19 protein-coding genes are annotated in these 17852 nt (G+C 68.4%); 11 read left to right on the top strand and 8 right to left on the bottom strand.

Going from position 1 to position 17852, the window contains the following annotated elements; translation table 11 throughout:
- Positions 1 to 25: 25 nt before the first annotated feature.
- Positions 26 to 268 carry a hypothetical protein gene (locus ACFO0C_RS28545; protein WP_378069782.1) on the bottom strand — a complete coding sequence of 81 codons (243 nt, stop codon included), beginning with the start codon at positions 266 to 268 and terminating at the stop codon, positions 26 to 28.
- A 309-nt stretch (positions 269 to 577) separates the two neighbouring features.
- Here ACFO0C_RS28545 and ACFO0C_RS28540 point away from each other — a divergent pair, with 309 nt between their 5' ends.
- From ACFO0C_RS28540 to ACFO0C_RS28530, 3 genes are all read left to right on the top strand, one after another.
- The gene (locus tag ACFO0C_RS28540) at positions 578 to 1456 is read left to right on the top strand and encodes a helix-turn-helix domain-containing protein (RefSeq protein WP_378069781.1); all 879 of its coding nucleotides are present in this window, start codon (positions 578 to 580) and stop codon (positions 1454 to 1456) included.
- Positions 1457 to 1489: 33 nt separating this feature from the next.
- Complete coding sequence (locus ACFO0C_RS28535) at positions 1490 to 1696, top strand: DUF397 domain-containing protein (RefSeq protein ID WP_378069780.1); 207 nt, start codon at positions 1490 to 1492, stop codon at positions 1694 to 1696.
- 319 nt (positions 1697 to 2015) lie between these two features.
- Positions 2016 to 2231 carry a DUF397 domain-containing protein gene (locus tag ACFO0C_RS28530; RefSeq protein WP_378069779.1) on the top strand — a complete coding sequence of 72 codons (216 nt, stop codon included), beginning with the start codon at positions 2016 to 2018 and terminating at the stop codon, positions 2229 to 2231.
- Positions 2232 to 2269: 38 nt separating this feature from the next.
- Here the strand turns inward: ACFO0C_RS28530 and ACFO0C_RS28525 are convergent, their stop codons facing one another.
- Both ACFO0C_RS28525 and ACFO0C_RS28520 read right to left on the bottom strand, forming a co-directional pair.
- Entirely contained in the window at positions 2270 to 3061 is a 792-nt protein-coding gene (locus ACFO0C_RS28525) for a thioesterase family protein (protein ID WP_378069923.1), read from the bottom strand.
- Positions 3058 to 3681, bottom strand: a complete 624-nt coding sequence (locus ACFO0C_RS28520; RefSeq protein ID WP_378069922.1) for a DUF2855 family protein — start codon at positions 3679 to 3681, stop codon at positions 3058 to 3060. The genes ACFO0C_RS28525 and ACFO0C_RS28520 overlap by 4 nt, the downstream gene beginning before the upstream one ends.
- 514 nt (positions 3682 to 4195) lie before the next feature.
- Between ACFO0C_RS28520 and ACFO0C_RS28515 the strand changes: the two genes are divergently transcribed.
- Positions 4196 to 5239, top strand: coding sequence for a glycoside hydrolase family 26 protein (locus ACFO0C_RS28515; RefSeq protein WP_378069778.1), 1044 nt, complete (start codon positions 4196 to 4198; stop codon positions 5237 to 5239).
- A 223-nt stretch (positions 5240 to 5462) separates the two neighbouring features.
- On the opposite strand, the gene ACFO0C_RS28510 is transcribed toward ACFO0C_RS28515, so the two are convergent.
- Complete coding sequence (locus tag ACFO0C_RS28510) at positions 5463 to 6047, bottom strand: TetR/AcrR family transcriptional regulator (RefSeq protein ID WP_378069777.1); 585 nt, start codon at positions 6045 to 6047, stop codon at positions 5463 to 5465.
- Positions 6048 to 6125: 78 nt separating this feature from the next.
- On the opposite strand from ACFO0C_RS28510, the gene ACFO0C_RS28505 reads away from it, so the two are divergent.
- From ACFO0C_RS28505 to ACFO0C_RS28490, 4 genes are all read left to right on the top strand, one after another.
- A complete protein-coding gene (locus tag ACFO0C_RS28505; RefSeq protein ID WP_378069776.1) occupies positions 6126 to 7064 on the top strand; it encodes a ketopantoate reductase family protein in 939 nt (312 codons plus the stop codon).
- Between the two features lie 89 nt (positions 7065 to 7153).
- Positions 7154 to 8224: a hypothetical protein gene (locus ACFO0C_RS28500; protein WP_378069775.1), complete on the top strand. Its 1071-nt coding sequence runs from the start codon at positions 7154 to 7156 to the stop codon at positions 8222 to 8224.
- Positions 8221 to 9399, top strand: a complete 1179-nt coding sequence (locus ACFO0C_RS28495; RefSeq protein WP_378069774.1) for an ankyrin repeat domain-containing protein — start codon at positions 8221 to 8223, stop codon at positions 9397 to 9399. The genes ACFO0C_RS28500 and ACFO0C_RS28495 overlap by 4 nt, the downstream gene beginning before the upstream one ends.
- A 59-nt stretch (positions 9400 to 9458) precedes the next feature.
- Complete coding sequence (locus ACFO0C_RS28490) at positions 9459 to 9677, top strand: hypothetical protein (RefSeq protein WP_378069773.1); 219 nt, start codon at positions 9459 to 9461, stop codon at positions 9675 to 9677.
- 44 nt (positions 9678 to 9721) lie between these two features.
- Here ACFO0C_RS28490 and ACFO0C_RS28485 read toward each other — a convergent pair whose 3' ends face one another.
- The gene (locus ACFO0C_RS28485; protein ID WP_378069921.1) at positions 9722 to 10375 is read right to left on the bottom strand and encodes a sensor histidine kinase; all 654 of its coding nucleotides are present in this window, start codon (positions 10373 to 10375) and stop codon (positions 9722 to 9724) included.
- 400 nt (positions 10376 to 10775) lie between these two features.
- Here ACFO0C_RS28485 and ACFO0C_RS28480 point away from each other — a divergent pair, with 400 nt between their 5' ends.
- The gene (locus tag ACFO0C_RS28480; protein WP_378069772.1) at positions 10776 to 12641 is read left to right on the top strand and encodes a sensor histidine kinase; all 1866 of its coding nucleotides are present in this window, start codon (positions 10776 to 10778) and stop codon (positions 12639 to 12641) included.
- Entirely contained in the window at positions 12641 to 13303 is a 663-nt protein-coding gene (locus tag ACFO0C_RS28475; protein WP_378069771.1) for a response regulator, read from the top strand. Before ACFO0C_RS28480 ends, ACFO0C_RS28475 begins: the two co-directional genes overlap by 1 nt.
- 11 nt (positions 13304 to 13314) lie before the next feature.
- Here ACFO0C_RS28475 and ACFO0C_RS28470 read toward each other — a convergent pair whose 3' ends face one another.
- Together ACFO0C_RS28470 and ACFO0C_RS28465 are read right to left on the bottom strand one after the other, a co-directional pair.
- On the bottom strand, positions 13315 to 13926 hold the full coding sequence (locus ACFO0C_RS28470) for a TetR family transcriptional regulator (protein ID WP_378069770.1): 612 nt from the start codon (positions 13924 to 13926) through the stop codon (positions 13315 to 13317).
- 11 nt (positions 13927 to 13937) lie between these two features.
- Positions 13938 to 15302, bottom strand: coding sequence for a fatty acid desaturase (locus tag ACFO0C_RS28465; RefSeq protein WP_378069769.1), 1365 nt, complete (start codon positions 15300 to 15302; stop codon positions 13938 to 13940).
- A 106-nt stretch (positions 15303 to 15408) separates the two neighbouring features.
- Here ACFO0C_RS28465 and ACFO0C_RS28460 point away from each other — a divergent pair, with 106 nt between their 5' ends.
- Positions 15409 to 16290, top strand: a complete 882-nt coding sequence (locus ACFO0C_RS28460) for a helix-turn-helix domain-containing protein (protein WP_378069768.1) — start codon at positions 15409 to 15411, stop codon at positions 16288 to 16290.
- On the opposite strand, the gene ACFO0C_RS28455 is transcribed toward ACFO0C_RS28460, so the two are convergent.
- The coding region (locus ACFO0C_RS28455) for an NACHT domain-containing protein (RefSeq protein ID WP_378069767.1) at positions 16248 to 17852 on the bottom strand (1605 nt) is incomplete at its 5' end. The genes ACFO0C_RS28460 and ACFO0C_RS28455 overlap by 43 nt on opposite strands.

Below are 17852 nucleotides of genomic sequence, written 5' to 3'. Positions count from 1 at the left end.
GCGGTCCGGGATGGTCGGCCGTGTTCTACGGATAGTGGGGCCGGACGAGGTAGGCGACGATGAACATCGTCATCGACGCGACGATGCACAGACTGCAAAGTGCCCACAGAGTCGGCGCATCGCCGAGCTGCCACTGTCCCGCAACGCCCAGGATCGTCGCGATCGTTGTGCTGAAGCCGCCGCCGGCCACCAGAATGGACCTGGTGATGGCGAGTGCCCGATCCGCTTCGTGCGGCGTGGTTTCCCTCTGCTTCCCTACCTCTGACATCTCGATCCTCGGGTTGCTGTGGTGGATGTGGAACAGGCAAAGTGGACGCGGAGCCGGGTGGTGACAGCCGGTGGTTCACTGTCGACACGTCGGCCTGACGTGCGCTTCATCCTGATATGTACGGTTTCTGGCCTGGGGAGAGCTACCATGGGTTCACGTTGGACCACCACGGTGAAGCTCTTGGGTAACTTACTGTGACCTCATCATGGCTGATCGTTGTGGCAATTGCCACAGACGTTTGACGATTGGCATTGCCAGCGACGTTTGCCAACTGGCAGATTGACATGTGGCAGTTCTCCGGCAGTGCTCATGGAGGTGGCAATCATTCCCGGTCACCCAGGACCGTTGGTCCGCCGTCGGCAGCTCGGTGCGGCGTTGCGGCGCCATCGCATCGACGCCGGGCTCAGCCTTGCGCAGGTGGCTGACGAGCTCCTTCTCTCGCCGTCGAAGATCAGTCGGATCGAGACGGCGCAGAGAAGCATCTCGGCGCGCGATGTCCGTGATCTGATGAACCTCTACCGGGTCACCGATCCCGAGGCGCGCGGGGAACTCATGAAACTTGTCGAGGAGAGCCGGGAAACCGCGTGGTGGGCGAGGTACAACCTCGGCCCCGGCTATGAGAGGCTGATCGGCCTCGAAGGCGCCGCGGCGACGATATGTGATTACCAGTTGGGCACCATCCCGGGGCTGCTGCAAACGCCGGAATATGCGGCTGCGGTGGCCGGCGCGTGGACGGACGATCCGGAGATCGTCCGGAGTGCCGTCGAGGTGCGGATGGCGCGGCAGGAGAATCTGAGCGAGCACACGATGCTCAAGGTCGTGGTTGACGAGTCGGCGATCCGCAGGTCGGTGGGCGACCGCCGGATCATGCGTGACCAGATTCGCAAACTGATTGACCTGAACCAGAGGGCCACGCTCGAATTCCAGGTCGTACCGTTCTCTGTCGGCGCTCACCAGGGTTTGATCACCGGCTTCATCGTCCTGCAATTCTCGGACTCCGTTTCGGCCCACCCGACGGCCCGTGTGTCCGACATCGTCTACCATGAGGGCGTCGTCGGTGAAGGCGTCTACATAGAGCAATTCACCGAGGTGCAAGAATACCTTCAGGTGTTCCTCGGGTTGCAGCAGGTTGCGCTTGGCGCGCAGGAAACGACCGCCCTCCTCGAGGGCGTCCTCAGGGATATCTGATCATCGAGTGACGACTGAAAGAGAAATATTCCGATGCAATCCGGCGAAAGCACTGATGGTTTACTCACATGGCGCCGTTCCTCCTTTTGTAACAATGGCGCATGTGTAGAGGTCGCGTTCTTTGAGGGTTCGGTGTTCGTTCGAGACACGAAGGATCCGCAACGCGAACCGATTGCGTACAGTTCGGACGAGTGGCGCGCCTTCATCGCTGGGGTCAAAGGCGGAGAGTTCGATCTCTGAAATTCCGCCAGCTGTCGCAGCGGCAGCAGCCATGCTCAGCCGATAGTCGGGTCATCGCCGTAGGGTGGTAAGCCTCGCGACGTTCGGTTATCCGGCGCAACCAAGTGTGCGGCGCCGGCAATGAGCCAGTGCTGACCGGCATGAGATGCCGTCGCCTTCCGGGATATTACACGTTCGTTGTGGACCCAACTCTGGCAATTGCCACAGGCGTTTGCTGGGCTCACGTTTGTAATATGCCAACGGCGCTCTGTGGGATGGATATCGCCTTACCTGATTGTCTTCTCTAAATGCGATTGATTTGACACCCGGAGGTTCACGGATGAACTCTGAAGAGATCTTTTTCGCGGGGCTTGATTGGCGCCGATCGTCGTACTGTACGAACAGAACCTGCGTGGAGGTGGCCTTGGTGGCCGACACTGTACGAGTCCGGAATTCAGAGGATCGCAGCGAGGTCCTGTGTATCTCGCCGCCCGCCTGGCGTGCCTTCATCGCAGGAGCCAAGAACGGCGAGTTCGACATCGATCAGATGCGGTAGGTCCTGAGGTTGAGCCCAGATCGACCGGCCTCGGTGGCTCAGGAACGTGGAGTCACCAGTAGTGGCTGGGCGATCTGGGCGACGAAACCGGACGGGTCGGAGAGGTCGGCCTGGGCTATTCCGGTGCCCGATGGGGCGATCGTGGTGTGGGCGGCCAGGTGCAGCCATGGGCCCTGCGGCGGGCGAGCCAGCGTCACCGTCAGGGTCGGTGGGATGAACAGCCAGTCGTTGAGCGGGAGCACGGCGGAGACGCCGTTCGTCGAGTCGGCCAGGACGGCCAGATGCTGGATCGGTGACGGAGGCTCCCCGGCCACCAGCGGCAACCGGACCCGGGCCCATAGGCTCACCGGGCCCGGGTCGTTGAACGAACCCTGGACGAAACGCCACTCGATGGCCCGGCCGTAACCCCAGTCGGGGCTCAGGCCGGTGAAGAAGTCCTGGGGCTGCGGGCCGGGCAGCAGGGGAGGTGTGGCGCTGTGGGCGTACTCCTCGGAGATGTTCTTCTGGGTGTTGATCCGCCAGGCGGAGGCGGTGACGGCGAGCCGGTCGCCGGCGAACAGCCGGGCCTCGACCAGCTCGACGCGGCGGCCGGGCCGGGCGATGCGGGCCTCGGTGCGCACCCGGCCCTGCGGGATCGGGCCGAGAAAGTCGACGGTGAGCCGGGCGATCGGCATGTCCGCGTCGGGGCGGGTCAGCTCGATCGCCCGGGCCAGCAGCCCCGACGGCGGGCCGCCGTGCTGCATCCGCTCGTCCCACGGGCTGGTGGTGGCGGTGGTGGACTCGAAGTCGTCCCCGCCCGCCGGCAGGTAGAACGCCTCGGGATCAGTCATGCGTCTCGCTCCGGATCGAGTTGGACGACGTGGCCCGTGCGTGGGGCGGCCTCGCCGTTCAGGACCGTCAGCCAAGTCTCGCGCAGAGCCTCGGGGCCGTGGCCGACCTTGACGTCGACGGCGCTGGTGGCGGTGCCGAGGAAGGTCTGCCATGCCTCCGCGAAGCGCTGGTCCAAGCCGTCGCGTCCCCAGTCCTGGCGGCGTTTGCGCATCTGCACGGGGGCGAAGAAGACCTCGCCGGCCGCGGCGGCGTTGGGCACCTGGGTGGTCAGGCCGACCGCGATGTCGCGGACCAGCAGGTCGCCGAGCCGGTCCCGGAGCCCGGCGCGGGTGGCCGGCGCACCGGACAGGTCCAGGTAGACCGCCGGTGTGCGGGCGACCTGCCCCAGATCGTCGTAGGCGATCACCTCGTCGTAGCAGCCCAGCGATCGTGTGAACGCCACGTTGCCGGGGGAGGTGAGCCCGATCAGGCGCGGGCCGGTGCCGTGCAGCTGGAGTGCGGCGGCGTAGGCGGTCTTGCTCGAAGCGGAGGAGACGAGCAACTGCCCCGCGCCGTAGAAGCCGTTGTCGACGACCTGGTCGGCGAGCATGAACGAGGTGAAGAACAGCGGCCGGAACAGGATCAGCAGGTCCTCGTCGTCCGGCCGGTAGACCGGGTCGGTGGTCGTCGTCCGGCGGGCCCCACCGCGGCGTCAGCCCGCGGGGCTCCGGCGGGAAGAACTCCCTGTAGCGCATGGCGTCGCCGAGCACGGCATACGTCACGTTGTTGGCGGTCAGGCCGACCCGGTCGACGCGGAGCAGAACCTCGCCGTCGCGGAGGTCCGGCGCGTCGCCGCCGGCCAGCGTGGTCTGCCGCAGATCGTCGCGGGCGACGGCGAAGCTCCAGGAACGAGACATGGATCAGACCGTATGTCGCCTGGTCGGAGCCGACAAGTGCACTGCGAGTGCAAATTTTCACCGGATCCGTCAGGTGGCGGATGACGGCGCCGATCTGCCGTGGCGAGTCGTTCGGCCCGGGGTCTGGGAACCCGCTACCGGGCGGCACCGGAACGGGCACTCGACGGGCAACCTGCGACCTGGAATCTCTATCCCATGCCCGGCCGACAAGAGGCCGGACAACAGGGGGAGAGATTTTTGCGACGCGCCAAGCTGCCGATGTTCCTGACAGCTCTGACCGCCGTAATCGCGGGTGCCACCACCGTTCTTGCACCGAACGCCGCAGTCGCGGCCGGCCCGGGTGGTGCCTGCACCACCGACGCCAAACTCGTGCCGTCCTGCGGCGTGATGTGGGGCGGCGCGGCCGGTGGATTCACCAGCAAGCCTCGCGACCTGGAACACAAGAACTGGGAGAAACTGAGCGGCCGGACCGCCACGATCTTCCACACGTACCACAAGGGCGACGAGCCGTTCCCGACCAAGGCCGAGATCGCCATGACCAACGACCCCGCCAAGCCGCGGGTCCTGCTGCTCAACTGGAAGATCGCGTACGGCTCCAACTGGGCCAAGGTCGCCAAGGGCGAGCAGAACAAGCGGATCGACGCGTTCGGTGAGCGCATCAAGGCGTACGGCAAGAAGGTCTTCCTGGTTCTCAACCACGAGCCGGAGAACGATGTCGTGGCCCGCAAGGGTTCCGGCTGGGAGGCCAAGGACTTCGCGGCCATGTACCGCCACACCATCAAGCGCCTGCGTGCCCAGGGTGCCGGCAACGTCGTCAACGTGATGGCGTTCATGGGCAACGAGAAGTGGATGGCGCAGTCCTGGTGGAAGGACCTCTACCCGGGCGACGACGTCGTGGACTGGATCGGCCTGGACTCCTACGTCTCGGTCGAGAAGAACTACTACCACTTCGGCACCTTCGCCGACCTGCTGGACCGCAAGCCCAAGGGCGGCGGCCTCGGCTTCTACGACTGGGCGACCACCAAGCACGCCGGCAAGCCGATCATGGTCGCCGAGTGGGGTGCCTACCACCGCATCGGCAAGACCACCGACAAGTCGGCCGTCTACAACAGCGTCGTGCCGCAGCTGCAGAAGCGCCCCGCGATCAAGGCGATCGTGCACTTCGACACCAAGCGTGACGACCAGGGCAACCGTGACATCAGCATCGACAGCACGCGGGCCGGCCTGGCCGCGTTCAAGAAGCTGGCCGCCAACCCGATCTTCAACGTGAAGCTCGGCTGACCCGCTCCCGCCTCTGAGCCGCCATCCCGACCGGGGTGGCGGCTCAGGCCGTTCCCGTCGCCGAGGCGGTAGCCATCACGATGCGTGGTTTCGCCGACGGGGCGAGCCACTTTCAGGAAGGCGGCGAGGCGCTCGGCCCGCGAGACGCGCCAGGTCCGCTTCGGCGAGGCCGAGGGCTGGAAGAGGTTGATCGATCCTGGCAGACGCGAGGGCACCGCTCGTCTCAGGGAGCGGGTGCGCCGGCCGATGGGCGTGGCCGCAGACCGTCCAGGACCAGGGTCACGACGCCGTCGGCGTCGGCGCGTGAGCCCGGCTCGCCGCAGGCCACGCAGATGCCCTGCAGCGCCATCATCACGGCACCCGTCCCCACGTCGTCGCGGACCGAACCCTGCTCGACACCCGCGGCCAGCAGATCGGTGACGGCCTGACCCAGCTCCCGGCCACCCTCGGCGAGAGTGCCGGAACGCGTGGCCATCAGGGTCGCGAGCGTCTGGGCCAGGCCCTGGTGGGTGTGCAGGTGGGTGACCAGCCCGCGCAGGAACGTGGCCAGCGCCTGCCCCGCCGGGAGGGTGGCCCGCAGCTCGCGGGCCTGGGCGCAGATCGCCGTGAGCTCTTCCCGGTAGACCGCCTCGGCCAATGCCTCGCGGGTGGGAAAGTGACGGTACAGCGTGCCGGTGCCCACGCCGGCGAGCCGGGCGAAGTCGTCGAACCGCATGTCGAAGCAGCCGGCGGCGAACAGCTCGCGGGCCTTGGCGAGCAGTGCGTCGCGGTTGCGCCGGGCATCGGCGCGCAGCGGCTTGCCAGTCATCCGGCGCCTCCTTTGACAAACGGAAACTGTCTCCATATTTTTAGAAGTGGAGACTGTCTCCGATTATAGGGGTGCGGAATGAAGATCCTGATGTTCGGCCGGGGCGTCATCGCCGCCGCGTACGGGTGGGCGCTCAGCCGCGCCGGGCACGACGTCGAGTTCTACGTGCGGCCCGGCCGCGCCGAGCAGTACGGCGACAGCATCGACCTCGACCTGCTCGACGCGCGACGCCGGCCGTGGGGGCGGCGGGTCACCGGCCTGTGGCCGGTGCGCTACCGCGAGACGCTGGAGCCCGGCCACGACTTCGACCTGATCGTGGTGAGCGTCCAGCACTACAACTTCGCCGAGGCCGTGTCGTTCCTGGCGCCACGCGCAGGTGGGGCGACCGTGCTGGTCTTCAACAACCTGTGGGTCGAGCCGCTACCCGCCGTCGAGGCGTTTCCCGCCGGGCAGGTGGCCTGGGGCTTCCCCGGCGCGGGCGGCGGCTTCGGAGACGACGGTGTGCTGCGGGCGGCCCTGCTGCCGGTCGTCTTCTTCGGCACCCACGGGCAGCCGCCGACCGCCCGCGAGCAGGCGGTGCGTGACGTCTTCCGCGGGGCCGGATTCAAGCTGCAGGAGCACGACGACTTCCGGGGATGGCTGGCGATCCACTTCATCCAGAACGCGGGACTGCACACCCAGAGCCTGAAACTGGGATCCCTGTCGGCGCTGGGCGGGAAGCCGCGTCACGTGCGGGAGGCGCTCCTCGCCACCCGCGAGCTGCTGCCGCTGGCCGAGGCGCGTGGCGTCGACCTGCGACGTCATCGCGGGTCGCTGATGCCGTACACCGCGCCGTTGTGGCTGACCGCGCCGGTGATGGCCTGGCTCTTCGGCAGCTTCGGGCCGATGCGTACGGTCGCCGAGGCGCACGCCAATCCGGAGGAGCTGCGCGCGGTGTGCCGTGACACCCTGGCCGAGGCGCGACGCCTCGGTGTGCCCGTGCCGCGACTGGAGGCGGCCGAGCGCTACTTCGCCTGACCCGGCGGGCCGGATATTCGCTTGCCGGGACAATGGCCGGGTGGCAACATGCCGGCCATGATCAAGAGAATCGAGCCCTCCTCGCTCCGGTGAGCGCCGCCATGATCACCCTCTTCGACCACGCCCTGCGTCTGCACCGGCAGGATCCCGGCAGTGCACTGCCGCGCGATGGAGAGCCGTACCCGGACGTCGACACGCAGCCCGCTCCGCATACCGACCCCCGGCTTCGCGGCGCCGACGTAGCCGCTCTCCTCGACAGCCACTTCGCCCGTTCCGACGCTCAGCCGGCCGATCTGGCCGGCGCCTTCCGGGACATCCACGTCCCCATCCACCGCAACGACCACATCACCGCCGCGGCAATGCGCGCCGACCGCGAACGGGTGCGCCGGACCGGCCGCTGGCTGGTCCGGCACGGCACCGACCGGAACGCCGTCACCGTGGGCCTCGGGCTGCTGGCCACCGACTGGAACGGCGGCGACATCCCGCTGATCCAGACCATCGGCCTGCTGTCCGGCCACTTCGGGCCACTGGCCGTGGACGCGCTGAAACGCCGGCGCAACGGCACCGAGGCACTGCTGTGGCTGGCCGACCGGGTCGCCGGATGGGGCCGCGTCTACGTCGTCGAGGAGCTGTGCCGTCGCGGCGGGTCCACCGTCCGGCCCTGGCTGCTGCGGCACGCCTGCGCCGGCGGCGCCCTCGACGGCTACTACGCCGGCGACGTCGCCACCGCGTCCCACCTGCACGAAGCGATCACCGGCAACGACGTCGACGACGCGATGATCGACCAGACCGGCCGGCTCCTGGCCACCATGGCCGACTGCCACGGCATGGGTACGACCCTCGGCGACTACCCACCCGCGGCCATCGTCCTGACCGCGCGCGCCGGACACCTCGCCCGGCAGGCTCCGACCGTGGACCGCTACGTCAACGCCGCGGTCATCGCCGACGAACTGTCCACCAAGCCGCCGGAGCGCACCGGATGCGACCCCGGCCAGCGGGACCGGATCGTCCGGCAGTACCTCGCCGTCATCGAACAGCCCGCCTGGGGCGCCGCGGTCCGCGCCGACCTCGACCGGACCGGTTACTTCGCCGACTGGTTCGCCGACAACGTCGCGACACGACTGGGTCTCACCGCGTTCACCGAAGGTGACAACACATGAGCCATGACTCCGATCAACGCCTCGTCGAGGCCGTACGGGCCGGCGACGCGACAGCCGTGGCGGAGTTCCTGGCCGGCGGCGCGAACCCGGACGTCGCAGCGAGCCGGTTCCAGGGGCCGGTCATCGTCGACGCCGCCCGCGACGGCCGGCTGGACCTCGTACAACTGCTGATGGATGCCGGCGCGTCCATCGGGCCGTCCGGCCATTTCAACGTGACGCCGTTGCGTGTCGCCATGTTGGAGGGACGCGCCGAGGTGGTGCGTCACCTCCTCGCCCACGGTGCCCTCGCGACGGAGACGGTCAAGAGGACCAGCCTGCTGACGGAGGCTGTCTCCTACACCCGGCACCGCCCGGGACCGGCGGCCGTCGACACCCTCCGCGTGCTGCTGGAAGCCGGGGCCACACCGCATCCGGCCGAGGAGGCGCTCCTGATCACCGGCGTCGTCGGGCCGGTGCCACCCGTCGTGCTGCGCCTGCTCCTGGCACACGGCGCGGACCCCGATCAGAAGCGCTCCGACGGCACACCGGCGATCGTCATCGCCGCCCGGCACGGCGACGATGCCGCGGTCGACACCCTCGTCGAAGCCGGCGCCGACGTGAACGCCGGCGACCGGCAGGGCCGGACCGCGCTGATGCACGCGGTCGAACGCAACGAGCGACGGGTCATCGCCACCCTGCTGACCGCCGGCGCCGCCACTGGCACGGTCAGCTCCGACGGCATGACCGCGTTGCAACTGGCCCGCGGCTGGCAGCGCCAGAACGTCCAGTTCATGCTCGGCGAGCGCCAGGTCGGCCTGGACTCCGTGCCGATCGAGCGCACCTTCGTCCGGATCATCCCGGCCGCGGCCCGCCTCGCCGGTGACCCGCCGATGCTCCACCTGCTGGCCAGCGCCATCGACATCGCCCTCGAGGATCTCGGCGACGACGAATGGGACACCCGCACCGGTGTCGACGCCGGCACGGCACGAGCCGTCGCCCTGCGGCTCCGCGACGAGATCACCCCGGCAACCCACGGATCCTGGTACGAGCTGCCGGTCACCGCCGACGAACTCGCCGCCCCGCGCTCGGCGCTCGTCGAACTCGCCTACGGCACGACGCGTGCCATGCCCGACGGCGTCGACAGGTGGGCGCTCACCGACCTGCTGGAGGAACTCGACCGGCAGCTCGGACGCTGAGAGCGTCTCCTGACGGCCGGCAGAGGCGAGCTTGAGGTTCCGGGACGATCGTCAACGGCATGAACGTCACCCGCGTGGAACTCCCGCCGATGCCGCCGACCCGGATCGTCTACCCGTCCCTCGGACGGTCGATCATCGACAGCTCGATCACGGTGGGCCGGACCGTTCTGGTCACCGGGGCCGCACTCGGCATCCTGATCGGCTTCTCCGTGGTCATCGCGCTGGCGCTGACCACGGGAGCCGGTGTGCTGGGATACGACGCGTCGGCGAGCTACTGATCCCCGCCGCCATCGGTAGCGGCCGGCCGTACCACACCACGGCCTCAACGCGGTGTGCCGCCGCCCGGGCCGGGCAGGGTGAACCAGAACAGGCTTCCGCCGGTCGGAGCGTCGGTGACACCGATCCGGCCACCGTGGCGCTCGACGATGCGGCGGCAGATCGCCAGGCCGAGGCCGGTGCCCTGATAGCCGGCGCTGTTCGCGGAACGGTGGAAGGCGTCGAAGACCCGTGGCCGGTCGGCTTCGGGGATGCCGATGCCGTTGTCCGCCACCTCGACGTGTACCTCGCCGCCGATCGTCCGGGCCGACACCCGTAGGCGGGCCGGGGTGCCCGGCGCGGTGTATTTGATCGCGTTGCCGACCAGATTGTCGATCACATGCCGCAGCAGCTCCCGGTCGGCTTCGACGTCGGGCAGAGTGCCGTCGACGGTGACCCGTGCCCGGTTGGCCGTGGTGACCCGGTCGGCTGTCACGTCCGCCACCACCTCGGCGAGGGAGACGGTGGTGGTCCGCAGGTCGGACTGCTCCGAACGGGCGTAGCCGACCAGGTTGTCGAGCAGGCGCTCCATCCGAAGGACGGCCCGTTCCATGACGGCGAGGTCCTCCGCGATCTGGTCGCCGAGATCGTCGTGCAGCATCTGCAGGTGGGCTGCGATCGTGGCCAGCGGTGAACGGAGGTCGTGACTGGTCATGGTCATGAGGCTGCGCAGTTCGGTCTCCTGGCTCGCGGCGCGCCGTCGACCCGTTCCGCGGTGGCGGCTGGCGGCGGAGCGGCCTTCGGTGCACGTGAGCGTGTTCATGTGCTTCTCTCCGGATTCCGAGCTGAGCCCGGGCCGGTCGGCCGCTCAGCGATGACCCCCACTCTGTCCTGCCCGGCCCGCCGGGCACACGATCCCGATGTCCCGCCCGTCCCGGGCAGGTTGCCCGGGCATTCCGGGCGCAGAATCTACACATCCGGGACTAAACAGCCGCCACACTGATGGCATGTGGCTCAGTTTCCTGATTACGTTGCTGGCCGGCTCATCAATGGCCCTGACCATCGGGGTCCAGATTGGCACCCACGCCTTCTGGACGGCTACGGACAATGGTGAAACAGGAATGTCCGAGTATGCGCTCTGGCATTTCTTCAACGCCCTGCCCGCGCTGGGATGGAGTCTTGCGGGTTCCGTGTTGGCGGTTCTACGGCCGCGCAACGCATTGGGTTGGCTGTTCCTCTCGTGGGGACTCCTCCTCGCTCTGCTGAAGTTGGGCAACTACGTGGAGATTGCTCAAACCTTCGACGAGAGCACCGGCTACTACCAAGCCTCCAACGCCCCTGAATGGCAGACAATGCTCGGCCCGCTACTGGATCTCGGCTCGCTCCTGGGTGCGATGACCGTGATCCTGGCCCTCTATCCCGACGGGCGTCTGCCGGCCCGCTGGTGGCGTCTGCCGGTGACGATGGTCAGCCTCGGATATGTTTTGATAGTCGTCTACGAAACGGTTTTCACCGGTGATCGCGACATCGCACCTTTATTGGTGCCGGTGCTCGCCGGCTTTCTGGTCATTCCGGCCACGGTGGTCATCCTCGGCGCGACGATTCACCGGTGGCGGCGAGCCGTCTACCCCTACCGCCAGCAGTTGGCCTGGTACATCGGTTGTGGCCTGGGCCCCCTGGTGCTGCAGTATTCAGTCGGATACTTCGGGGCACGGTACGAGTTCTTTCCCTCGGTGCCCTGGGCCCTGATGGACCCGATGGCCATCCTCCCGATCGGGGTAGCCGTCGGCGTTCTGTGCTACCGCCTGCTGGGAATCCGCTCCGTGATACGACGCGGTCTCGTCTACGCGATGCTGACGATCCTGGTATTCGGCGTCTACTTCAGCGTCACGGCGATTCTCGGGAAGGTGCTGGAAGGCAGCGGGCTCTCCACCGTGCTCGTCGTGGCTGTCATCGCGGTCCTGCTCGCTCCCGCCCGCGACCGGTTGCAGCGCGCCGCCGACCGCATCGTCTACGGCGCACGGAATGATCCCCTCCAGGTGCTGACCGACCTGGGGGAGAGTGTCGCCGGCGGTGGCCGGCTCGGTCTGCTGCCCGCGGCCGTCACCGCGACGGCGGCCGCGGTCCGAGCCGACGGAGCCCAGATCGTCACCCAGGAGGGCGAGGTGCTGGCGACCGTCGGGGAGTTCCCGTCGGCGCGCTACTCATCGTTCCCGCTGCGGTTCGACGGCGAAGCCCTCGGGGAACTCAGGATGACGGATCCGCCCGGAGACGGCGGCTACTCCCGTACCGAACGGCGGCTGATCACCGCACTCGCCGCTCAACTCGCCGTGGTCGTCCGTGCGACGGCGCTCGCGGACTCCCTGAGCTCCGAGCGCTTCCGGGTCGTCACGGCGACCCGGGACGAGCGGGACCGGCTGCGGCGGGACCTGCACGACGGACTGGGGCCGTCACTGGCCGGGATGGGGCTCGGCCTGCAGGCCCTCTCCGGGATGGTCGCCGCCGACAGCCCGGCCGCGACGATGGTGCGCCGGCTGCGGGACGAGACCGACAACGCCGTACGCGACATCCGCCGGATCATCGACGCCCTCCGCCCGACCGCCCTGGACACCGAGGGTCTCGCCCAGGCCGTGCAACGGCACGCCGGAACCCTCGGCCCCGCCCTGCCGGTCGAGGTGAACGCCGCGAGCCTGCCCACCCTCGGCCCCGACGTCGAGGTCACCGCCTACCGGATCATCACCGAGGCCCTGACCAACGTGGCCCGGCACGCCGACGCCCACCATGCCCGGGTCCGGATCAGCGCCGACGAGGCCCTGCACATCGAGGTCACCGACGACGGTCACGGCATCCGTGACCTGACCACCCATTCCGGGGTCGGGCTGACCTCGATGCGCCGCCGGGCCGAGGCACTCGGCGGCGACCTGGCTGTCGAATCCACCACCGGCGGGACCACCGTCTCCGCCACGCTGCCGCTGAGGAGCGAATGATGCCGGTACGGGTCCTGATCGCCGACGACCACCCGATGTTCCGTTACGGGCTGACCGCCGCGATCGGTGCGGCCCCCGAGATCGAGCTGGTCGGTGAGGCGTCCGACGGTGCTGAGCTGCTCACCCTGACCGGCACGACGAAACCCGACGTGGTGATCACCGACCTGGCGATGCCCGGAACCGACGGCGTGACCGCGATCCGCCGGATCCGGGACGACCACCCGGAGGTCGCGGTGCTGGTGCTGACCATGCACGAGGACGACGACGCCCTGTTCGGCGCGATCCGGGCGGGGGCACACGGCTACCTGTTGAAAGGCGCGGACAGCGACGACATCGTACGGGCGGTGCTGACCGTGGCCAGAGGCGACGTCGTCTACGGAACCAGTGTCGCCAAACGGATCATGGACTTCTTCACCGGCGCCCACCGCGACCACGCCACGACGGTGTTCCCGACGCTGACCGGCCGGGAGCGCGAGATCCTGGAACTGGTGGCGGCCGGCCTGAAGAACCACGAGATCGCCCGCCGCCTGGTCCTGTCGGAGAAGACGATCCGCAACAATGTGGCCGCGATCCTGACGAAACTACAGGTCAGCGACCGGGCGGCAGCGGTCGCCCGAGCCCGCGACGCAGGCCTGGGCCATGCCGGGCCACCCGCGCGGTAGAAGGGTGAGGGCTAGCCATGGCGGAGCCGGGGAGTGACGGGTGAACCCAGGACCCTCGCCGCGACCCAGGCGAGGGCGTCGGCAGTACGCGCGGGGGTGTCCGAAGGCTGCATGACGTGGCTCAGCGTCGTCCGGACGAGCAGGTCGATCGCCGCTGTCACCTGGTCCGGTGTCAGGTCCGGGCCGTAGGCCAGCACCCGGTCGGTCAGCATCGCCTTGGCCTGGGTCAGCAGCATGCCGGCCCGGGTGGTCAGCATCGGCAGCAGTTCCATGTCGGCGCCGTGGGTCGCCGACGCTATCGCCCGCAGCAGCACGTTGTCGTCGGCCAGTTCCAGGACCGAGCGGACCGCGTCGTACACCGCCTCGACCAGGTCGTCCGGATGCCGCTCGAACGCCCGGCCGACCGCGGACAGGAACCGGTCCAGCTCGTGCGACACCATCGCGTCGGCCAGTGCGTTCTTGGACCCCAGCTCGTTGTAGACGGTCTGCCGGCTGACACCCACCGACTCGGCCAGGCGGCCCATCGTCACCGCTGACCACCCGGACCGGGCCGTCAACCCGATGGCCGCCTCGATGATCGGCAGCCGATGCTGCCCGCCCGCCACCGGGACCACATCGCTCATGATCGCCAAGTCTAGGGCGCTCCGACGAAGTCGACCTTCTCCCGTACGCCGCAGTCGGGGCAGCACCACCCGTCGGGGATCGCCGTCCACGGTGTGCCGGCCGGGAAACCCTCCCGCGGGTCGCCGCGCCGCTCGTCGTAGACGTAGCCGCAGCCCGGGCACATGCCGCCCGCGACGGCGTCGCCGTGACTGTCGGTGGTGACCGGCCGTGTCACGGTGGTGCGGACGCCGTACCGTGCCAGGATCTGCTCTCGTTTTTTCGGTTGGATGTTGGCCAGTGCCGGGTCGCCGCCGAAGTGGGCGATCACCCGCGGGTCCATCACCCGCCGCCACAGCGGTGGCACCAGGGCGAGCAGGATCATCCCGGCGTATCCGGTCGGCAGCACCGGAGACTGGGGGTAGTCGCGCAGCGTCTGGTAGCGGCGTGTCGGGTTGGCGTGGTGGTCGCTGTGCCGTTGCAGGTGGTAGAGCAGCACGTTCGTGGCGATGTTGTTGGAGTTCCAGCTGTGGCTGGGGTCGACGCGCTCGTACCGCCGGCGGCCGGGCACGCCGACACGCTGCCGCAGCATGCCGTAGTGCTCCATGTAGTTGACGACTTCCAGCAGAGAGAAACCGACAACCGCCTGCACGAACAGGAACGGCAGGATGCCGGGACCCAGCCAGGCGATCATCACCGCCCACAGCACGGCCGACATCAGCCAGGCATTGAGAACATCATTGCCGATGCGGTACGGGTGACGACCGCGCCGTGCATACCGCCTGCGTTCGAGGCGCCACGCCGAGGCCAGGGAGCCGAACACCGTACGGGGCCAGAACCGGTAGAAACTCTCGCCGAGGCGGCTGCTCGCCGGGTCCTCGGGCGTCGCGACGCGCACGTGGTGGCCACGGTTGTGCTCGATGTAGAAGTGGCCGTAGAAGCTCTGCGCCAGCGCGATCTTCGACAGCCAGCGCTCGTGGCTCTCCTTCTTGTGTCCGAGCTCGTGGGCGGTGTTGATGCCGATCCCGCCGATGCAGCCGATCGAGATGGCCAGCCCGTAGCGGTCGGCGGTGGACAGGCCGCCGTGCGCGATGAGCCAGAACGCCGCCGCGAAGCCGAGGTACTGGACGGGCAGGAAGGCGAACGTGATCCAGCGGTAGTAGCGGTCCTTCTCCAACTGTTCGATCACGTCGTCGGGCGGGTTGCTGCGGTCGAGGCCGGTGCACAGGTCGATGGCCGGGACGATCACGAGGATCACGATCGGTCCGATCCAGAACCAGACGCCCCAGCCGGTGGCCGCGTGCAACCCGATCGCCAGGAAGGCCAGGGACGGCACGACCAGGCCGATCAGCCACAGATACCGCTTGCGATCCCGCCACTGCCCGGTGTCTCCGCTCATCGCGCCCTCCCCGGTAGAAGATTTACAAGAATTTAAGACTCGTACATTGCGATTTACAAGACGCTGCCAAATGTAAATCTGGGAGGCGGCGCAGTAGGGTCGGGACGTGGAGTCCTCCGGTGAGATGAGCCCGATCGCCGCAGGCCGTCTGCTGCGTGCCGATCTGCGCCGCGCCCGCGAGCTCGTCGGCCTGACCCAAAGCGAGGTCGCCAAGGCATTGCATTGGTCCTTGTCGAAGGTGACCCGCATCGAGAGCGGCGACGTCGGCATATCCGACGCTGACCTGCGGGCCCTCTGTGTCGTGTTGGAGGTGGGCGTGGCGGCGACGGGGGTACTGGTCCAGCGAGCTCAGGCGTCGCGACGCCGTGGTTGGTGGCACGACGATCGGGCTGCTCTATCACCGGCCCTGCTCACATTGATCGGACTGGAGGCCGATGCCGACGGGTTCGCCGAGTTCTCCTCCGCCGTCGTTCCCGGTCTTTTCCAGACGCCCGAGTACGCCTCGGCCGTGCTGCGCACGTCGTGGGCGGAGGAGGGCAAGCTCGCCAAGCCGTTGGCAATCCGGCTCCGGAGGCAAGCGCAGTTTCACGAACAGCGGGATCCCCCGGATACGTCCGTGGTGCTGGAGGAGGCAACCCTCTACCGGAGTTTCGGTGAACGGGAGGTCATGGCGGACCAGATGAAGCGTCTAGCCGAGCATGCGCGGCGGCCGCATGTAACACTGCGGATACTCCCCTTCGAAGCGAAGACGTATCACGCCGAATCCTTCACAATAATCCGTAGCGAAGTCAGTGGGACCGTGGTTCATAGCGAGGCCCGGCTAGCCGACGTGCTTTTCGAGGAGCCTTCGATGGTCGCGCAGTTCGAGGCGCAGTTCGCCGAATTGTGGGCGGCGGCGCTCGACGCCGACCGGACCGCGCAACTGCTGCACCGGGTGGCGAAGAGCTATGCGGCCGGTGGCAATCCGCGGCCCTGGCTCTGGGACTGATTCCAGAGCGGCTCCATGCTCTCCAGTGCCTCCTCCGCCAGCCCGGCCCGCCACAGCCGGATCGTGGCGGACCACCACGACACCCGGTCGGTGTCCGGTGGGGCCAGCGAGGCGAGCTGTTCGGCCGTTACCAGGGAACCCAGGATGACCAGGTTCGCGGTCCAGGCGGCGCAGACGGCCACGACGTCCGGCGGGGCCGGTTCGTAGCGGTGGTATCTGCCGAAAGCCCTGGTACGGGCGGCGGCCATCAGCGTCCGTACAGCGATGAGAAGGTTTTCTCGCTCCTGGTGTGTGCGTTGGGCGGCCAGGTCGGCCGCGAACTCGATGATGGGCTTGCGCTGGGTCAGCGGCTGATAGGAGAGCAGCGCCCGCAACAGGCTGTCGTCGGGGGCCTCGTGGTAGGCGGGATCGGCCCGATGGTCGGCCAGACGGCGAGCGTAGCTGTCGAGCAGCAGCAACGCTCGTTCGGCGATGAGGAATTCGCCGAAGGTGGCGTGCAGGAACTCGTACGTCCGCCGGGGGTTGTCGCTCTGCTCGTCGACTCGGGAGACGTGGACGAAGAAGAACCCGGCGACGGTCTGGTGTGCCCGCCCGGAAGGTGACTCGAACTCGGGCACCTGGTCGTCGCGGCGGCCGAGGAAGACGTCGAGGTCACGTTCCAGATCGGTCTCGGACACGTGCTGCCGCTGGCGGTTGAACATGCCCAGCGCCGCGATGCTCAGCCGCCAGCGCAGCTCGCTGAGCAGCCGCGGAAGCTGCTCGGGGGCGGGCGGCCGGTCGGGTTTGTCGGCGACCTGCCGGAGGATGAAGTTGTCCAGAAGGGTCTGGTAGAGCGTGGTCGGTGAGACGCTGTCGCCGCTGAGCCGTCGCGCCGCCGGGTCGGCGTGGTAGATCGCCAGGAGAGTGAGCAGCAGCGGCTGGCGGGCCACCTCGCCGTGGCGCAGCACGGTGGTGGTGACCAGGCGGCGGAAACCCGAGGTGGCGAGGTTTGCCCGGTTCCAGGCCGCCGTCCACGTGGCGACCTGCTCGTCGCTGAAATCCTCCAGCTTGATGACCAGCGAGCCGTCCGGGACCCGGGCCCGGTCGACGACGATCGTCCGGGAGGTCACGACCACGGCGACCGGGCGCCCGAGGGCCAGCTCCTCCTGCTGGAAGCGGGTCACGTCGGTGAGGTAGGACGACTGGGTCGTCCCGGTCGCCTGGATCAGCTCGTCGAGCCCGTCGAGGATGACGACACGGGTCAGCGCCTCGCTCTCGTCGGCCAGCTCACCCCAGGTCATCTGCTGCTTGAGGATGTCGCGCAGGGCGCTCTCGATCTGGGACAGCAGGCGGTCGTCGGCGTTGACCCGGCGCAACTGCACCGGCACGACGGTGTACCGCTCGCTCGGCAGCCGCGCGGCGAGGATCTCGCTCAGCAGCGACTTCCCGGCGCCGGGATGACCGAGAACGACCAGCGGCCGCCGCGCCGCGTCGGGATGCGACAGATAGGCGGCGAGAAAACGGTCCAAGCCCTCCTGTACGGGCCGCGCCGCCCACCACGACTCCTGGGACAGGGCGGCGGC

The organism is Actinoplanes subglobosus (genome assembly GCF_042650585.1).
In the GTDB taxonomy this organism is placed as follows: Bacteria; Actinomycetota; Actinomycetes; order Mycobacteriales; family Micromonosporaceae; genus Actinoplanes; species Actinoplanes subglobosus.
The sequence above is the reverse complement of the archived record's forward strand: the minus strand, read 5'-3'. Positions and strand labels throughout refer to the sequence as shown.